The organism is Pradoshia sp. Z3_51 (genome assembly GCF_058215915.1).
Genome location: NZ_JBZAJC010000005.1, coordinates 172615 through 190072 on the forward strand (window position 1 = coordinate 172615; position 17458 = coordinate 190072).

Below are 17458 nucleotides of genomic sequence, written 5' to 3' on the forward strand. Positions count from 1 at the left end.
TACCTATTCTATTTCTCCACCTCTTCGCATATACATTTATGGTCTTTCCTGTAAAATGTGAAGAGGTGACTATTTCGTGAGTCGGATTGCAGAAGTCCTCAAACAGTTCCTTTCATCAATCAAAGACCTAATAAACGATATACTGACTTTTATTTATTATAGCGGGCTGCTCTTCATCATCGGCTGGACACTATATCAATTGTTATGGGGTGATGTGAAACCGCTTCCTATTTCAACTGCTGTTCCTCCTACATGGTGGACGGAATATGTAATTAAACCACTGATTTCCTCCACCTTTCTGCTTACCATATTGAAGGGAATCTTCTTATTATCAGTCTGGATCATTTTATTTTTAATTATTCCTAGTACAACGAGGCAGCTCAAACGTTTCAAGCTATTTCAAATGGAATTTGAGGTGGAGGATAAAGAAACGGCTGCAGTTGCCTTTATAGAATTGCAAAGCTCAAAAGCAACCCTTCTGTCAGCCATGTATTCAGATGCAAGCATCGGAAAGTTGTTCACATTCCTTGATGAAGAAACGATGGAGGTGAATTATTTTTCCGCACTTGATTACTTTTTGGAGGACTTTAAAATCAGTTATAAACAACGATATAATATTGCCTTTGAATGCGAAACCAAGGATTTACATCAGCTTATCGGAGTCGAACGGGAATATGCCATACTTTCAAAAGAAACCGGCGATCCAGAAGTGTTAAACTGGGAGGCTCCCCTTGTGAAAATAAAGAAAAACAGACTTGTTTTCCATTTCAACTATCGCGGAACTGATAAGGTGACCATATTGTCCAGCTACTCTTCTCAATTTGATGTTATTGATAAACAAAATATCTTATTTTTACATTATGCCCTAATGTATCAAGCTGAAAATATTGAGTATGCACTTATGGTTGAAAAAGAAGAATGGCCCTTTGCCAAAACCCCTAATTAAAGGGGTTTTATTTGTTTACAAAAAAAATGCCCTTATTCATATAGTAATAAGGTCAAAGTTTAATACAGATGCTCATATAAAATGTCTATTATTTTGGAACTGTTGTGAATACTTCTTTAGCATATCCTGAACCACTTTGTTATTGGATGCCAGTTCTGTTGGATCTTTTGCACTTAGCTTCCCCACTTGCTTTTGGCTAAAGGGCTTAGCAAATTTCTCGCCTTTTTTATAACGCTCATATAAATTTTGGATATTGTCCATAATGGTTCCCCTCCCATTAAGTCCTCACTTATTTATATTCAGTTCTTTAGAAAAATCGCCATCTATTTGTCTAGTTAACTAGTATTTTTTTTTTACGGGTTGATTTTCTGTCATAAACGTAATCCTATAAGTTTATTTTACTGTTTTAAATTCGTATAAATTGTGATAGGATAAAAAACTGTTTAGTGAACACGAAAAAATGTTATTTGGTGTTTTATTATGAGATATAGTACGATGATATTGGCTTTTACAGCAAACGGGTTATATTATGAATCAATACACTAACTTTACAAAGAAGAAATGGAGATTAAATAAATATGCAGCAGAGCAAATCTTCAATCCACTCATTCCGGCAAATATTCTTCCTATACATAGGTTTTATCATTTTATTTGCCTTTTTGTTATGGATACCCCAGTCCAATTCCATCGGGTTTTCTATAATGGATTCTCTATTTCTGTCCACAAGCGCCTTAAGCGTAACAGGACTTACTACAATAGACGTAGGAACAGAATTAACCAGGGTGGGACAATCCATCTTAATGGTGGAAATGCAGCTTGGCGGAATCGGGATTGTTGTATTAATCAGTTACCTGTTTGTCGTGATGGACAAGAAGATTACGGTATCAAGTATGCTTCTTTTATCTAAGGACCAAAACCAGTCAAAACTAAGTTCCATTACATCTCTTGGAATTTCGGTTTTAGTCATTGCCTTATTAGTAGAAACGATTTGTTTCTTTATATTATTAGGGGAGATACGACCCCGATATGATGATTTTTGGGATGCGGCATTCGTGTCTGCCTTTCATGCAGTAGCAAGCTTCACTAATTCCGGATTTGATTTATTCGGTGATAGCCTGATTTCATTTAAACATAATCATCTTTTCCTAATAACAACGGCTATAACAATCTTCTTAGGAAGTCTTGGCTATCCGACATTGGTAGAGTACTTCTTATCTTTTAGAAGGAAGAAAAGTTTGTTTACAAAGATTAATATAAGACTTCATTTTCTCCTACTATTTATCGGTATGGCTATATTTTTCTTTTTGGAAACAAATAATACGTTTAGCGGACTTTCCATTTGGGAAAAACTATCGAATTCATTGTTTTTTTCGGCGACAGCAAGAAATGGTGGGCTTTCAACGATTGATGTCTCACAAGTAACAATCACTACCTTTTTATGTTTGACCCTATTTATGTTTATAGGGGGAGCTTCCTCCAGTACAGGAGGCGGTATACGATTGACCACCTTTGCAGTACTATTATCAAAGGTATTATCTGTAGCGAAATCACAAAAAGAGGTTGTTATCTATAAAAAAACCATTGCTCAGGAAGCAGTTGATAAATCCTTTATGGTTTTCTTTACTTTTATGGCATTGTTTTTTGGTTCTACGATTTTATTAACCATGTTACAAACGCAGCCATTGGAGCCATTGATGTTTGAGGTGTTATCTGCCCTGACAAATACAGGCTTATCATTTGGAATTACATCTGAATTAACACCTGTTTCAAAATCCATTTTAATCATGCTGATGATTATCGGCCGAATAGGTGTATTCAGTTTCATTTATACTATTTTTAAAGTAGAAAAAGTTAAAACAAGATATTTAAAAGAAGACTTAGCAGTAGGCTAAAAAGGGGACATTTTTCATGAAATCATATCTAGTCATTGGAGCAGGAAGATTTGGTACTGGCATCGTAAAAGAATTATACAAACAACATTGTGAAGTAATCGTTACAGATCGCAGTGAAAAAAATCTCGAGTCCTTAGATGAATATTCGACTCATGCGATTGTCGGTGACTTTCGTGATCCGCTTGTACTCGATGAACTGAAAATCGATCAATTCAATGCGGTCTTTGTTGCAATTGGCTCTGATGCCTTTTCGGCCATTTTAATTACAAAAAAACTGAAAGAAAGAAAAGCAAAAAAAATCATCGCCAAGGCTAACAATCGAGAAATCGGGGAAATTTTAAAAAGCCTTGGTGCCGATCGTATTATCCTTCCAGAGGAAGAAGCTGGTCGGAAAGTGGCACGTCAGGAATTATTAACAGGTGTCATTGAATATATTGAAATCACGAAGGATATTTCTGCAATTGAAATGCAAGTACCTGAAACGATGCATGGAAAGTCATTGAACGAATTGAATTTTTCAAGAAAATTCGATATTACGGTGTCCTTAGTCCTTCGTAATGGACAGCCAATATTATCGCATTTTGCGGATCTCAAATTACAAGAAGGAGACGACTTTTTACTGATTGGTTCAAATACCAGTATCGAGAAGTTCAAAAAGAAATATAAATAAAGGCGGGTTGCTATGTTAATCGGGCACGTGAAAGCAATTATGCGCCACCCTGTTAAATCCTTTACAGGTGAACATGTTCAGGAATCTAATGTAATGCCCTATGGTCTTTATGGGGATCGCAGTCATGCTTATATAGACAATAGCCGTACAAATAAATTTCTGACCATCACTCAGGCTCCAATCATGGCAAGTTACCAAGCATCCTTTATGGGTCCTGACAGCTTGGATACCTATCCACCCATCGAAGTAGTCACGCCATCAGGAAAAAGAGTAACGTGGAATCACCCTGGATTGATTAAGGACCTAGAAACGGCAGCAAACAGGAGTATTACTCCTGTACAATTCACCCCGAATGATGTGCCACTAGGCGCAATTGAGGTGGAACATTTATTGCTCGTAACAGATGCTTCTCTTCTAGAATTAAAAAAGCAGTATGGAAGTCTGATAGACTATAAACGGTTTCGCCCTAACTTGGTCCTCGATCTAACTGAAAAGCAACCATATATAGAAGATACCTGGTTCGGAAGACGTCTTTTGATTGGTGAATCGGTTGAAATACAAGTTAACCGACATTGTGAAAGATGCATGATTATTACCATTAATCCCGAAAACAGCGAAAAGGATCCTTCTCTATTAAAATTTATTAATAGAACTCGTCAGAATTGTTTCGGTGTATATGCCTCCGTTCTTAAAACCGGAAAAATCCGGATAGGTAATGAGGTACAATTAGTTTAAGATTTCTTATTTTATGCTAGTTGTTAGTTCAAGACTCATAGTAATAAGCAAAACAAGGGAACCCATTTGGTTCCCTATTTTACTAATTTTAATGATTTCTTATTGGTAGATTCGTGTTTAGAATATCCGCAATTAATCACCAGTATCAGGAATAAAAATTCCTTAACTTTCAGGACAATTGCACTGTTTTGTCTTTGCCATGAACTACTTATTAAATACACTTTTCTCCCTGTATCCCTTTCTCCCCCACTATGATCCATGTTGAATTTTAATAGAAAACCCATATAGAAATGCTAGATAGTAATAAAAAAAGAATCCAAATGGATTCCTTTTTTTCAAACCTATTCATTTTTTAATCTGATTAGTAAGCAGACCATCCTGCATCCGCTGCCAATACTACACCATTAATATAGGAAGATTCATTGCTTGCCAAGAAAAGGGCAATGTCTGCAATTTCTTGTGGCTTAGCAGCACGAGGCATTAAACTAACACCACGCGTTGCATATTGTAATCCTTCCATATCCATACCATCCACTGAACTGGTTAACCCAGTCTCAACTTGGGCCGGTGCGATTCCATTGCAACGAATCCCTTGCGGGCCATAATGAGATGCAATATTTTTAGTCATGCCCGTAACTGCATGTTTAGCCGCAGTATACGTAAATCCGCCACGTCCACCAGTTAAACCGGTAATGGAGGAAAGGTTCACGATTACGCCGCTGCCCTGAGCCTGGAAGTATGGCAATACTTTACGTGTACCGCGCATTACACCGCCAACATTAATATCCATTACGCGGCTCCAAACTGCATCTTCTACATTATGAGCAGCCTGCATTTTGTCTAATACACCTGCACAGTTAACTAAAATATCTACGCGACCAAATGTGGCCACAGTTTCTTCCACCATTTTTTGAACATCTTCTTCAACTGCCACATTGACTTTTACACCCATTATCTCAACATCTTGCGCTTTAAATTCATTGACAGTAGCTTGCAATGCTTCTTCATTGAAATCGGCAATTACCAGCTTTGCCCCTTCTTCCGCATAGCGTGTCGCAATTGATTTACCAATACCATTCGCTCCACCTGTAATAATGGCTACTTGGTCTTGCAATCTTCCCATTGTTCATCCTCCTAATCATCGTTAAATTAATTGGCAGATTCATGTATGGATCATAAATCAGGGCGATGAATTCTATAACTTACTGTTATGATAGATTAAAGTTCCAGTTTTATTTATAGAAACACAGCATTTGATATTCCAATATATCAAATCTGAAAAGTAACTTTTAAGAGATTCATCGTTCAGATACCAATCTTGACTTGTTAAAAACTCCAACATTTCCTCTGCCTTATCAACTTTTGTTTAGCATTATGTATCTTTCTATTACAATTAAACTATACATGATACTTTTTTTAATTTCAAAAGATTCTTGATATATCATAATAATTTGCACTGAAGGGTAACCCTCGAGCTTCTCGATCATACACATACCCACCTTCATATAAGGAAAGGAAATAGTTTTTATTTACTATTCTCTTTTTTAGATAAAATACCCAGCTAAAAATAAAACCCACAACAAGACCATAGTTAAATATTTCTCCGATATTTTTCCACTGATTATTATCTCTTTAATTAAGTTATATAGAATATAAAAAAGAAGAGGATGATTATAAATTATTAATGAATCCTTATTCTTACAACAAAGTAAACTCTCTTTGTAAATCTTTACATATCTAAAAAATAACCATTTATCTATATGTTTTCATAATATTCTAATATAATATTATCTATAACATGCTTAATTTTTTTGTTGGAGGAAGAGAAATGGCAAAAAAAATAATTTCATTGTTATTTATTGCATGTATGCTGTTTTGTCTATCCGCGTGCAGAATAACACAGCTTTTTCACACTCATGATTATTCTGATGCCACATGTACAGAACCTAAAATCTGCACTATATGCGAAAAGATTGAAGGTGAAGCATTGGGTCATGAACGCGGAGCCTGGAGCGAGTGGGATATAGATTATGACGAGGCAGTTAGTGTCAGAGAAGTATCTTGCACAAGGTGTGAAACTGTTTTGGATACTGAATCAGAAGATGTGACCTCGTTTGTTGATGGCAATCATTTATCGATTTACCCTTCTGCCTTTGCAGATCGATTTGATGATGCTTTTGACGGTATAAATGGATATTCTTTTGAATCAGAAGAGGAACATGATGAAAATAAATTGTTCTATGATGAAGATAATATCCTTTTTTATAGAATAAAAGACGATAGTCGTTCGGTCGGAATGTATTCGTTCTCCAAAGGAACTGACATATCTGTTCCTGTTAGTCAAGGTTACTCGGAAGGCGTTGCAATCGGCATTACCTTCCTCATTGAAGAAACGACTGATGTATCGCCGATTGTAGCTGCAACGGTATTAGCACTTGATCCAGGTTTAGGGTATTCTGAAGCTTTTGATTTTGGACAAAGCATTCTTGATAATGTTGGCAAACCAGAGGGTGTTACCATGAACTCGATAAATTATATCTTATATAAGAGTGGTTTGTATCATTATCTTCAAGTTACAGTTGTTTAGATGCCGTTATACTTTACCGAAACAAGGCAGAGAATGAGAGTCCTCACTAATCTCTCCCCGGAGCTTACCGTATAGGTCGGCTCTTTTTTGTTGTATGGTTGTATCATAATACAATCATAGCAGCTGCGGCTGCAGGATGGGTTGACCGTCTGTGGACGGTCTCTCAACCGCAGTCCACCTTCTGAATATTAACAAAAATTAACAGTGTTATTATAATACAAGAAAAAGGCATCTCTTATTCTAATATAACAATTTGTTTTTCTAGTATAATTAAATCGGATTATTTTAGCTGTTAATAGGGTATTAGATAGTTGTAGCATTTATGTAGTATAAACATAGGAAAGATGAGGTGTCAGGTGTCATGTATAAAGAGTTAGCGGATATTTTTTCTCTCATTGAGGACGATATGCTATTAACGCGATGAGTACAGAAATCTCACCGGGCAAACTGGCGGACTGTGTACTTACGATCTCAGAGTATGAAGGATATACATTCCCTGCATTAGAAAAAACCTTGAGATGACACTGCATATTTTCTCTTGGGATGAATATAATTTTGAACTAGGTCATCCGGTTTATGTAGCATTCATAGGTGTACATATGTTGTTATAGAGTTTCAGAATATAAGTCTGTGGAAAATTAATTTTATCATGTAAAGGAGACTGCCTTATGGGTTTCTGGTCAACTGTTTTCGCAATCATAGTCGCATTGGTTCTCTTCTCAATATGCGGTTAAATAAGAGACAAAAGAAGGATTTGTTATTTTTCATTGTGCCGCTGATCCTTTTTCAAATGAATGAATTAATTAAAGCGGATGTACAAATTCCTGTCCTCGGATATCTGCTGCGATGTCATTTCAATGACTACCTAGGAGGCATCTCCTTTGCAGCATACCTGAACTTTGTTCTGTCTCTAAGTAACTGGACTTCGTTTCAGCTAACCAAGATCCATCACTTCCTCGTTGCCGGTTTATTTTGTGGAATCTGTTGGGAGGTCATAACTCCTCTATTTATAAAAACGAGTACCGGTGATGCTTGGGATATTATTGCGTATATCTTGGGGATGCTGACATACTGGTATTACGGCAGAAAATTAGCATCTAAATACAAATAAATAAGTACGAGATATAGTAAAAGAGACGACCAAGTGGTAATATCCCCTAAAAGTTAGAGTGGAAAACTAACTTTTGAGTCGATATACAAAGGATCGTCTCTTTGTAGTTTCGTTTATTTTTTATGAATATCAAATTATAGCTTCATGAGTAGGAACGTCTCGCAAATGATACTATAAAAAAATGATGGCCCACAGAAAATGATGGCGGGTTCTTCTTACTTATCGGGCGTGAAATTCACCAATAGTGAACACCATAATAATTTCAATCATATCTGCAGAGCACTTCTTTAAGATAAATGGCTAATTTCCGGTTCTATTCAGGATAGCCTTCTGTTCAATTAATTGTTTAAACTCTTTATCCAATGCACTGTACTTAGAATCGACGGATGTTAATAAACTCAATTGACTTAAAACCGCAGCTAATTTTGTCTCTACGACCATAAGTTCTTCTTCGATATTCCTATTCATTGCAGGTATTTGTCCGGCCGGATTTCGATTGTTTCTTTCAACGCGGTTAATGATTTTTTCATCAATAACCAACAGCTTGTTACATAGACGTTCAATTAAATATTGATCATGCGACACTATTACCAAGGTCCCGGCAAAAGTTGAAAGAGTCTCCTCCAATTGTTCTCTGCTCGGTAAATCGAGATGATTAGTCGGTTCATCCAGTATCAACAAATCATAACCTTCCATCAGCATTTGAACTAGCTTGATTTTCGTACGCTGCCCCATTGATAGGGAGGAAATCGGTTCGTCTATTTGTCTTGCTGTAATCCCGAGATTCGCCAAGTACGTTTTTGCCTTAAATATCGAATCCCTTTCATAAAGTCCAAGTGCTTCTATTGGCTTCTTATGAACCGGGAGATCACCAACATCCTGACTTAAGTAGCCGATTTTCAGAGTAGGACTTTTCCATAACTCTCCGCCGCTGATGGGCTCTTGATCTAGAATCAGCCGAATTAGCGTTGTTTTCCCCGCGCCATTAGGACCAACGACGCCAATTGACTCCCCGTGTTTTATATAAAAATAACTGCTTTGGAAAACTGTATGATCTCTATATTGCTTTTTTAAATCCTTTGCCTCCACTATCCGTTTACCGCGCTTGTCCGCCGCCTGAAAATCAAATTCAATCTTTACTTCATCAGCAGGCTTTTCTATTCTTTTTTTTGTAAGTTCCGCTTCCAGCCTTTTTCGCTTGGATTTAACCTGTATATCCTTCTTCTTGGCCTTAACTCGGTAATATTCTTTTTTGCCCATTAATTTTCTTTCAGAGGCAGTGCCATGCTTCGTTGAATCACGGTGTGCCTTTTCTGACCAATTCTTCAATTGATTCATTTGCGCTTCTACCCGTTTGATTTCTTTCTGTTGTTGATCATATTGATGTTTATGAATTCTTCTGTTTTCTTCTTTTTGTTTCTTATAAGCACTGTAATTGCCAGTGTACTCATGCGCAATACCATCCTCAATTTCATATATACGTTTAACAGCCAGGTCCAGGAAGTATCGATCATGTGAGATGATAATGGCCGCACCTTGATAGGATGCAAGCTCCTCTACCAGCCAAAGAATCCCATCAAAGTCTAAATGATTTGTTGGTTCATCCAGAATTAATAAATCAGGTTTGGTTGACCAAATATGTGCGAGTGCAAGCTTTAAACGTTCTCCCCCGCTTAAATGGTCCAATCGTTCTTGATTCCACAACTGTGACCCTTCTAATCCAAGCTGACTCGTCAGCTCAAACATTCCAGCCTCAGCCCCGGTCTCCAACATGGATTGAAAGATACTGGCTGTATAGTCAATTGACTGCCGCAGATATCCTATACTGACATGATTTTTCCCAAAACTAATATTCCCTTTATCCGCTTGAATTGCTCCTGTCATAATATTGGCTAACGTTGTTTTACCTGCCCCGTTATAGCCAATCAGCCCAATTCTATCCCCAGATTCTATAATCATATTTATATTCTTTAAAATCGTTCTTTCACCATAGCTTTTTTGTATTTCCTTCAGACTTAGCATATTCATTCTCACCTCTTAAAATTAACAACTAAAAACCCCAACAGAAGCCTATTGGGGTGTGAACATCGTTGATCAACAGAGGTATACAAATATGAATACAGCCATGGCACTGAATCCTTTATTTATACTCTATTCAATGAAAGAACGTGTTATGGGCACACTAATCCAATTTTCAGGCTTCTGTTTTTATAAAAAAACATCGCAGAAAACAAGATTAGATTCTCATCGTCCCAATATCAGTCCTTTACCATTTATTATTTACAGTATATGCCAGCTCTTGAACGATGTCAAACTGTTCTAAAACTATTATGACTTTTCAGTCACTGAGGGTTTGCTAAAATCTATTTCCTAGAATGGATTTCATTCCCATAATTATACATAAAAAAGCAGCTTAAAGAACAAGGATCTTTAAGCTGCTTTTTTGATATTATTTAGATTCCATCCATTCAGTATGGAAAATGCCTTCTTTATCTACACGCTCGTATGTGTGAGCTCCAAAGTAGTCACGTTGTGCCTGTAATAGATTTGCAGGCAATGTTTCTGCACGGTAGCTGTCATAGTAGGACAATGCTGCTGTAAAGCATGGTACCGGAATACCAGCCTGAACAGCTGCAACAATTACTTCACGCAATGCTTCCTGATAGCTTAATGCAATTTCTTTGAAATAATCGTCCAAAAGAAGATTCTTAAGGTTAGGATTGCGATCATAAGCATCTTTAATCTTTTGAAGGAATTGTGCACGAATGATGCATCCGCCACGGAAGATCATCGCAATATCACCATACTGAAGATCCCAATTGTATTCGTCTGATGCAGCTTTCATTTGTGCAAAGCCTTGAGCATATGAACAAATTTTGCTCAAATATAAAGCTTTTCGAATTGATTCGATAAACGCTGCTTTATCTCCGGCAAATGGTTTAACCTCAGGACCTGTTAAAACTTTAGAGGCTTCCACACGTTCTTCTTTCAACGCGGATAAGAAACGCGCAAAAACAGACTCAGTAATGATTGGCAGTGGAACACCAAGATCCAGTGCACTTTGACTTGTCCACTTTCCAGTTCCTTTTTGTCCTGCTTTATCAAGGATTACATCTACCATCGGCTTACCGGTCTCGTCATCTTTTTTCGTAAAGATGTCAGCTGTGATTTCGATTAGATAGCTATCAAGTTCACCTTTATTCCATTCGGAGAATACACCATGAAGTTCATCAGCATTAAGCCCTAGAATATGGCGTAATAAAGCATAGGATTCGGAAATCAATTGCATATCTCCGTATTCAATTCCATTGTGAACCATTTTCACATAATGACCAGCCCCATCCGGCCCAATATATGTACAACAAGCATCATCGCCAACTTTAGCGGAAATAGCTTTTAAAATTGGAGCTACAAGCTCGTATGCTTCCTTTTGTCCTCCAGGCATAATAGAAGGGCCTTTCAGTGCTCCCTCTTCACCGCCAGATACACCAGTCCCAATAAAATGGAAGCCTTGCTTGCTTAATTCTTCATTACGGCGCTGCGTATCTTTAAAGAACGTGTTACCGCCATCAATCAGGATATCCCCTTTGTCAAGGTAAGGAGTTAATTGGGCAATAGTTGCATCTGTTGCTGCACCCGCTTTAACCATGATTAAGATTTTACGCGGCGTTTCCAATGAGTTTACAAATTCTTCGATTGAATAGGTAGGATGAACATTTCTGCCTTCTGCCTCTTTCATCATAGCATCTGTTTTTTCGGATGAACGATTATATACTGAAACGGAATATCCACGGCTTTCAATATTAAATGCTAAATTCTTACCCATAACGGCAAGACCGATTACACCGATTTGTTGTTTTTCCATCTGTAAACATTCCTTTCATTGATTTATTCGCTATATTAAATCGTATTAACTTTAGCAATTTTACACTATTTTCGCAAGTGCTACGAATTAGTTTCCCTTGTCATTCCTAAGTTTGGGCTGTTTTAAGAAGTCCTTGCTAAAACTGGTATTAGCATCCACTTTGTTGTTATCTATTTCTATCCCTTTACGGATAATTTTATCCCCAAACTTTTTGGTTAGCTTTTCCACAGCAGTATCCAATTTCACTTCTTTTTCATCCTGATCAAAAGAAAAAATGTCCAATTGCTTAATTGCTTCCTGCTGCTCAACTACTTCATTTGCTGTTACCCCCAATAGCCTGACTGGATTTCCATTCCAATGCTTTGAAAAAAGATCTCGTGCATGGCTATATAGATCTTCAGCTTTATAAATAGGATTTTGAAGGGTTTTACCTCGAGTTACTGTTTTTCGATCATTATAACGAATCGTTATTTGAACTTTTATGGTCAGCAGTTCCTTCTTCTTTAACCGAGCAGATACTTTTTCACTCAAGCGATGAAGGACTTCAAACAATTCATGCTGGTTTGTTACATCTCTTGGTAATGTAGTTGAATTCCCGACACTTTTAAAATCATATATCGACTCCGGATCTACCACACGTCTGTCAATGCCATTGGCTCTTTCTCTTAATCGCACCCCATTAATTCCAAGCAGCTTTTTAAGCGAAACCTCATGTGCATTGGCCAAATCACCAATAGTTTCAATTTTTATTGATGATAGTTTTTCAGCTGTTTTCTGGCCCACTCCATGCATCTCTCCAACCGGCAGGTGCCAAAGTTTAGCCTGAACTTCACGCTTTCTAAGAATCGTAATTCCCATTGGTTTTTTCATATCTGAAGCCGTTTTCGCTAAAAACTTATTTGGAGCTATACCTATACTGCAAGGCAAATCCATCGTTTCCATAATCCTTTTTTGAATCGTCTGGGCTATTTCAACTGGTGATCTATCTCCGCAATAATCGGTAATATCCAAATACCCCTCATCTATCGAAACTGGTTCTACAAGCGGTGTATACATCCGCAACAAATCAAAAATACCTTGCGAGGCAGCACGGTACCGGTCAAAATTAGGTTCCATCAGGATAAGGCCGGGACAAAGCTTCTGCGCCTGCCAAATAGGCATGGTGGTTTTCACCCCGTGTTTACGCGCTGCATAGCTGCATGTCACGATAATCCCTCTTCTTTCTTTTGCATTCCCGGCAATCGCCAATGGCTTGCCTTTCAATTCAGGATTATGTGCCATTTCAACTGAGGCGTAGAAGCTATTCATATCCACATGTAAAATGACTCTTCCGCCTTTTTTTACTTGACGTTGTTCCATCTCTTTAAACCCTCTTATTCCCTTATATTCACTGTTTATCCGGCACTAAACAATTTTATGTAAAATGGCCACCGGAATAATCCAGTGGCACCTTGAACAAACACTATTATTTAGATGGACTTGCTACTTCTTCAATAATCGCAAGTACCATTTCACCAAGCTTATTAAGCTCAGCAATTGGCATTTTTTCACTTGTAGTATGGATATCCTCATATCCTACCGCAAGATTAACTGTAGGAATGCCGTGTCCAGCAATGACATTCGCATCACTGCCTCCACCGCTGTGCTGAAGTTTTGGTTCACGGCCGATTTTAACGGCTGCTTTTTTAGCAACTTCCACCACATGATCACCATGATCATATTTAAAACCAGGATACATAACCGTTACCTCTACTTCAGCAGTACCGCCCATTTCTGCAGCTGTTGATTCAAAGGCATCTTTCATTTTCGCAACCTGAGCTTCCATTTTCTCAGGGATTAGGGAGCGCGCCTCCGCTAGAATTTCTACGTGATCACAAACGATGTTTGTTTGAGTACCGCCCTCAAAGCGGCCAATATTAGCAGTAGTTTCTTCGTCAATTCGTCCAAGCGGCATTTTGGCGATGGCTTTAGCCGCAATCGTAATCGCAGAAACACCTTTTTCCGGCGCAACGCCTGCATGCGCTGTTTTACCTTTAATAACAGCCTGAACTTTAGCTTGTGTCGGTGCTGCAACAATTATGTTGCCAACAGCTTCATCACTATCCAACGCAAAACCATATGTAGCTTTAATAAGAGAACGATCTAATACCTTCGCACCGACTAAGCCGGATTCTTCACCAACTGTAATGATGAACTGGATTGTGCCGTGCTCAATATTGTTTTCTTTTAATACACGGATAACTTCCAGCATAACGGAAAGACCAGTTTTATCATCTGCCCCAAGAATAGTTGTACCATCAGTTACTACATAACCATCTTTAATGGAAGGTTTGACACCGTTACCAGGAACAACCGTATCCATATGGGATGTAAAATAAATCGTATCAACACCTTCTTTAGTGCCAGGCAGCGTACAAATTAAGTTGCCTGCTCCAAAGCCAGTAAGTTCTTTTGCATTGTCCTCGTAAACGTCTAGTCCAAGAAGACTGAATTTATCTTTTAAGATTTTTGCTATTTGTCCTTCATTTTTTGTTTCAGAATCAATTTGTACTAATTCTAAGAATTCTTGTAATAATCTCTCTTCATTAATCAATTGTCTTCCTCCTATCAGGAATAAGTTACTTTATAAGTATACCGATGTTTTTCTCATAAGAAAAGAGCAGGCGCTTGACATATGGCAGACAGTTTTTCCCTTTGCAAATAATAATTTTGGGCATTCCCTTTTTCAGGGAATGAGGTGTACGGTTAGTATCATTGAGAAATTACAAGTCTTTTAGTCAGCTGTTTAATAATCAGATAAAATTAATCTTTATTAAAAAAAATAGTTTACAAGAAAAGAGCCCTTAATAGGACTCTTCAATTTAATTAAAGCGGAATATTTCCATGTTTTTTTGACGGCCTTGATTCTTTTTTTGTTCGAAGCATCTCTAAAGCCTGTGCCAATTTAATTCGGGTTTCTCTTGGATCGATAACATCATCGACCATCCCTTGACTTGCCGCTACATATGGATTAGCAAATTTTACACGGTATTCTTCAATTTTTTGTTGGCGTACGGCTTCAGGATCAGGGCTATTGTTAATTTCTTTAGCAAAAATGATATTGGCTGCACCTTGTGGCCCCATCACAGCGATTTCAGCATTCGGCCAAGCATAGACAAGATCAGCCCCAATCGATTTACTGTTTAAGGCTACATATGCTCCCCCATATGCTTTTCTTAAAATCACCGTTAATTTTGGAACGGTTGCTTCCGAATAAGCATACAAAATTTTCGCACCATGCCGAATAATTCCTCCATGCTCCTGTTTAATTCCCGGAAAGAATCCCGTTACATCCTCAAATGTAATAATCGGGATATTAAATGAATCACAGAAACGGATAAATCTTGCCGCCTTATCAGAAGAATTGATATCGAGTCCTCCCGCCATATATTTCGGTTGATTACATACCAAACCGACTGTCTCACCTTTAATTTTCGCTAAACCAATCACTAGGTTTCGAGCAAAACTCTCTTGGATTTCAAAGAAGGAATCCTGATCGACTACTGCTTTTACAACCTTCCTAACATCATAAGGACGGATACCGTCATAAGGTACCAATTCAGCAATATCAGGGCAATAATCATTTTGCTCAGTCCATTCACTTACTGGTGGTTTTTCTTCATTATTTAAAGGCAGATAGGAAAGCAATTTCCTTACCAAACGTAATGTTTCTTCCTCAGTTTTTCCTTCAAAATGTGCATTTCCACTAATAGAATTATGCACTTTCGCTCCGCCTAAATCTTCTGAACTAATTTTTTCCCCAGTCACGGTTTCTATCACTTTTGGACCGGTGATGAACATTTGGCTTGTTTGATCCACCATAAAAACGAAATCCGTAATGGCTGGAGAATATACGGCACCACCTGCACATGGACCCATGATAACTGATATTTGCGGTACAACGCCCGAGTAGATAACATTGCGGTAAAAAACCTGGCCATATCCATCCAGCGAGGTGACACCCTCCTGAATTCTCGCTCCGCCGGAATCATTTAATCCTATTATTGGAGCTCCGTTTTTAGCAGCCAAATCCATAATGGATGATATTTTCTTGGCATGCATCTCACCCAATGCTCCGCCAAATACGGTAAAATCCTGAGAAAAAATATAAACTGGCCTTCCATCAATTTTGCCATAGCCGGTTACAACCCCATCGCCAGGCCCTTTTATTTGATCCAAACCAAAGTCTCTGTTGCGATGTTCAACAAAAGCATTCAGTTCAACAAAGCTATTATCATCCATCAAAATATCGATTCTCTCTCTAGCTGTCAATTTTCCTTTTTCGTGTTGTTTTTCAATCTTATCCCATCCGCCACCAAGCTCGATATCATTTTTTCTATCATACAGTTCGGTTATTCTTTCATACATATCCACTATTTTATTCCTCCCGTTCCGGTTTCTCTAGAACCTCTACTAAAACTCCCTGTACCGACTTAGGATGTATAAAAGCTACTTGTGTATGATGTGCTCCGGGTCTGGGTTCTTCATCAATCAATTGAATGCCATTATCCTTTATTTCTTTAATTCTTTCTTTAATATCACTCACTTCAAGCGCAATATGGTGTATGCCTTCCCCTCTTTTTGCAATAAATTTTGCAACAGCACTTGATTCATTCAAGGGCTCCAATAACTCTATTCGTGTATTACCAGTGGATAAAAAAGCTACCCTAACTCCCTGGCTCTCGACTATTTCTTCCCCTTCATTTACCATACCAAAAATCCCCTCATATAAAGGAAGCGCTTTCGAAATGGAACGAACAGCAATGCCGATATGGTCAATTCCCTTTTGCATACAAATCCCCCTTTATTTTCCTATCTTAAATAATAGAGCATTCTTAAAATTCTATAAAGATATTTTGCTCAAATAGTGAATGAAATTTTTTTAGACTTGAGGAGTTTTGCTAAACATAGTAGTATCAAATAGAAGAATGTAAAAGGAGTGTAGCTCTATGTCTAAAAAGCGTACACAGAAGATAATCGTTTATATTATGATTTTTACGATGGTCGCGGTGACCTTATTATCCGGTTTGTCAGCTTTCCTATAAAAAATAAACCTCATCTTTTTCTCTTCACGGAGAGTCAGATGAGGTTTTTTCGTTTATGGCATGAAATAGTCTCGCATAAAAAGAAGCAGGCTCTAAATTATCATAGATGTACACCTTTGTACCAAGCGGAACTAATTCAAACAATACCTGAACTTCTTGATTTTTCATCCGGATACAGCCAGCAGACACCTTTTTTCCAATCGAATCCTCCTGATTCGTTCCATGAATCCCGTAATTTCTACCATTCGTTTTACGTGCATCAAACCCCATCCATCTAGAGCCGAGTGGGTTTCTTTCATCATTACCAGGAATCGACTTTCTGGAGTATTCAGGATCCTCGAATTTTGTAATAATCGTAAATAGACCCTCTGGTGTATCTTCATCATTCTTTCCAGTAGCAATCGAAAATTGATATCTTTCCTGATTATCAACATAAAATACTAGCTGATTGGTTTGTTTATTAATCACGATAAACGGATCCCCGGGAATTGGGTTGGGTCCTAAAGGCCATATTGGAGACATTACTTGCAGTAATAACCAGAGTGACATCCATTTCATAAAAAACACC

The 17458-nt window shown here is 37.8% G+C and carries 15 protein-coding genes; 6 read left to right on the plus strand and 9 right to left on the minus strand.

The features are described 5' to 3' along the window. Nucleotides 1-76: 76 nt before the first annotated feature. On the plus strand, nt 77-946 hold the full coding sequence (locus AC4BHA_RS12295; protein ID WP_066104814.1) for a hypothetical protein: 870 nt from the start codon (nt 77-79) through the stop codon (nt 944-946). A 72-nt stretch (nt 947-1018) separates the two neighbouring features. Here AC4BHA_RS12295 and AC4BHA_RS12300 read toward each other — a convergent pair whose 3' ends face one another. Continuing rightward, nucleotides 1019-1207, minus strand: coding sequence for a hypothetical protein (locus AC4BHA_RS12300; protein WP_066104817.1), 189 nt, complete (start codon nt 1205-1207; stop codon nt 1019-1021). Between the two features lie 317 nt (nt 1208-1524). Between AC4BHA_RS12300 and AC4BHA_RS12305 the strand changes: the two genes are divergently transcribed. Genes AC4BHA_RS12305 through AC4BHA_RS12315 form a run of 3 tightly spaced genes read left to right on the plus strand, consistent with a single transcriptional unit; the run spans nt 1525 to nt 4243 of the window. Next, nucleotides 1525-2838, plus strand: coding sequence for a TrkH family potassium uptake protein (locus tag AC4BHA_RS12305; RefSeq protein ID WP_066104823.1), 1314 nt, complete (start codon nt 1525-1527; stop codon nt 2836-2838). A gap of 16 nt (nt 2839-2854) precedes the next feature. After that, entirely contained in the window at nt 2855-3508 is a 654-nt protein-coding gene (locus AC4BHA_RS12310; RefSeq protein WP_066104829.1) for a potassium channel family protein, read from the plus strand. Between the two features lie 12 nt (nt 3509-3520). Further along, nucleotides 3521-4243 (plus strand): MOSC domain-containing protein, encoded by a 723-nt coding sequence (locus AC4BHA_RS12315; RefSeq protein ID WP_490558726.1) that lies wholly within the window; start codon nt 3521-3523, stop codon nt 4241-4243. Nucleotides 4244-4604: 361 nt separating this feature from the next. Here the strand turns inward: AC4BHA_RS12315 and AC4BHA_RS12320 are convergent, their stop codons facing one another. Further along, nucleotides 4605-5366: a glucose 1-dehydrogenase gene (locus AC4BHA_RS12320; RefSeq protein WP_066104838.1), complete on the minus strand. Its 762-nt coding sequence runs from the start codon at nt 5364-5366 to the stop codon at nt 4605-4607. A gap of 705 nt (nt 5367-6071) precedes the next feature. Here AC4BHA_RS12320 and AC4BHA_RS12325 point away from each other — a divergent pair. Beyond that, on the plus strand, nt 6072-6830 hold the full coding sequence (locus AC4BHA_RS12325; protein WP_148630076.1) for a hypothetical protein: 759 nt from the start codon (nt 6072-6074) through the stop codon (nt 6828-6830). A gap of 1411 nt (nt 6831-8241) precedes the next feature. On the opposite strand, the gene abc-f is transcribed toward AC4BHA_RS12325, so the two are convergent. The 6 genes from abc-f to mce all read right to left on the minus strand — a co-directional run bounded on the left by abc-f (nt 8242) and on the right by mce (nt 16637). Further along, nucleotides 8242-9969 (minus strand): ribosomal protection-like ABC-F family protein, encoded by a 1728-nt coding sequence (abc-f, locus tag AC4BHA_RS12330; RefSeq protein WP_490558727.1) that lies wholly within the window; start codon nt 9967-9969, stop codon nt 8242-8244. 421 nt (nt 9970-10390) lie between these two features. Continuing rightward, nucleotides 10391-11806 (minus strand): NADP-dependent phosphogluconate dehydrogenase, encoded by a 1416-nt coding sequence (gene gnd / locus AC4BHA_RS12335; RefSeq protein ID WP_066104849.1) that lies wholly within the window; start codon nt 11804-11806, stop codon nt 10391-10393. An 87-nt stretch (nt 11807-11893) separates the two neighbouring features. Further along, a complete protein-coding gene (locus tag AC4BHA_RS12340; protein WP_490558728.1) occupies nt 11894-13165 on the minus strand; it encodes a DNA polymerase IV in 1272 nt (423 codons plus the stop codon). 106 nt (nt 13166-13271) lie between these two features. Continuing rightward, nucleotides 13272-14399, minus strand: a complete 1128-nt coding sequence (locus AC4BHA_RS12345) for a M20/M25/M40 family metallo-hydrolase (RefSeq protein WP_490551172.1) — start codon at nt 14397-14399, stop codon at nt 13272-13274. Between the two features lie 272 nt (nt 14400-14671). Further along, on the minus strand, nt 14672-16222 hold the full coding sequence (locus AC4BHA_RS12350) for an acyl-CoA carboxylase subunit beta (protein ID WP_175354280.1): 1551 nt from the start codon (nt 16220-16222) through the stop codon (nt 14672-14674). Nucleotide 16223: 1 nt separating this feature from the next. Further along, entirely contained in the window at nt 16224-16637 is a 414-nt protein-coding gene (mce, locus tag AC4BHA_RS12355) for a methylmalonyl-CoA epimerase (RefSeq protein ID WP_066104864.1), read from the minus strand. Nucleotides 16638-16794: 157 nt separating this feature from the next. Here mce and prli42 point away from each other — a divergent pair, with 157 nt between their 5' ends. Then, nucleotides 16795-16890, plus strand: a complete 96-nt coding sequence (gene prli42 / locus AC4BHA_RS12360; RefSeq protein WP_139063836.1) for a stressosome-associated protein Prli42 — start codon at nt 16795-16797, stop codon at nt 16888-16890. Between the two features lie 24 nt (nt 16891-16914). Here prli42 and AC4BHA_RS12365 read toward each other — a convergent pair whose 3' ends face one another. Then, the gene (locus AC4BHA_RS12365; protein ID WP_490558729.1) at nt 16915-17448 is read right to left on the minus strand and encodes a L,D-transpeptidase; all 534 of its coding nucleotides are present in this window, start codon (nt 17446-17448) and stop codon (nt 16915-16917) included. Nucleotides 17449-17458 lie beyond the last annotated feature (10 nt).

Bases quoted from the DNA above. Each gene is read 5' to 3' on its own strand.
- AC4BHA_RS12300 (WP_066104817.1), bottom strand. From the start codon at position 1,207: ATGGACAATATCCAAAATTTATATGAGCGTTATAAAAAAGGCGAGAAA.
- AC4BHA_RS12305 (WP_066104823.1), top strand. From the start codon at position 1,525: ATGCAGCAGAGCAAATCTTCAATCCACTCATTCCGGCAAATATTCTTC.
- AC4BHA_RS12310 (WP_066104829.1), top strand. From the start codon at position 2,855: ATGAAATCATATCTAGTCATTGGAGCAGGAAGATTTGGTACTGGCATC.
- AC4BHA_RS12315 (WP_490558726.1), top strand. From the start codon at position 3,521: ATGTTAATCGGGCACGTGAAAGCAATTATGCGCCACCCTGTTAAATCC.
- AC4BHA_RS12320 (WP_066104838.1), bottom strand. From the start codon at position 5,366: ATGGGAAGATTGCAAGACCAAGTAGCCATTATTACAGGTGGAGCGAAT.
- AC4BHA_RS12325 (WP_148630076.1), top strand. From the start codon at position 6,072: ATGGCAAAAAAAATAATTTCATTGTTATTTATTGCATGTATGCTGTTT.
- abc-f (WP_490558727.1), bottom strand. From the start codon at position 9,969: ATGAATATGCTAAGTCTGAAGGAAATACAAAAAAGCTATGGTGAAAGA.
- gnd (WP_066104849.1), bottom strand. From the start codon at position 11,806: ATGGAAAAACAACAAATCGGTGTAATCGGTCTTGCCGTTATGGGTAAG.
- AC4BHA_RS12340 (WP_490558728.1), bottom strand. From the start codon at position 13,165: ATGGAACAACGTCAAGTAAAAAAAGGCGGAAGAGTCATTTTACATGTG.
- mce (WP_066104864.1), bottom strand. From the start codon at position 16,637: ATGCAAAAGGGAATTGACCATATCGGCATTGCTGTTCGTTCCATTTCG.
- prli42 (WP_139063836.1), top strand. From the start codon at position 16,795: ATGTCTAAAAAGCGTACACAGAAGATAATCGTTTATATTATGATTTTT.
- AC4BHA_RS12365 (WP_490558729.1), bottom strand. From the start codon at position 17,448: ATGAAATGGATGTCACTCTGGTTATTACTGCAAGTAATGTCTCCAATA.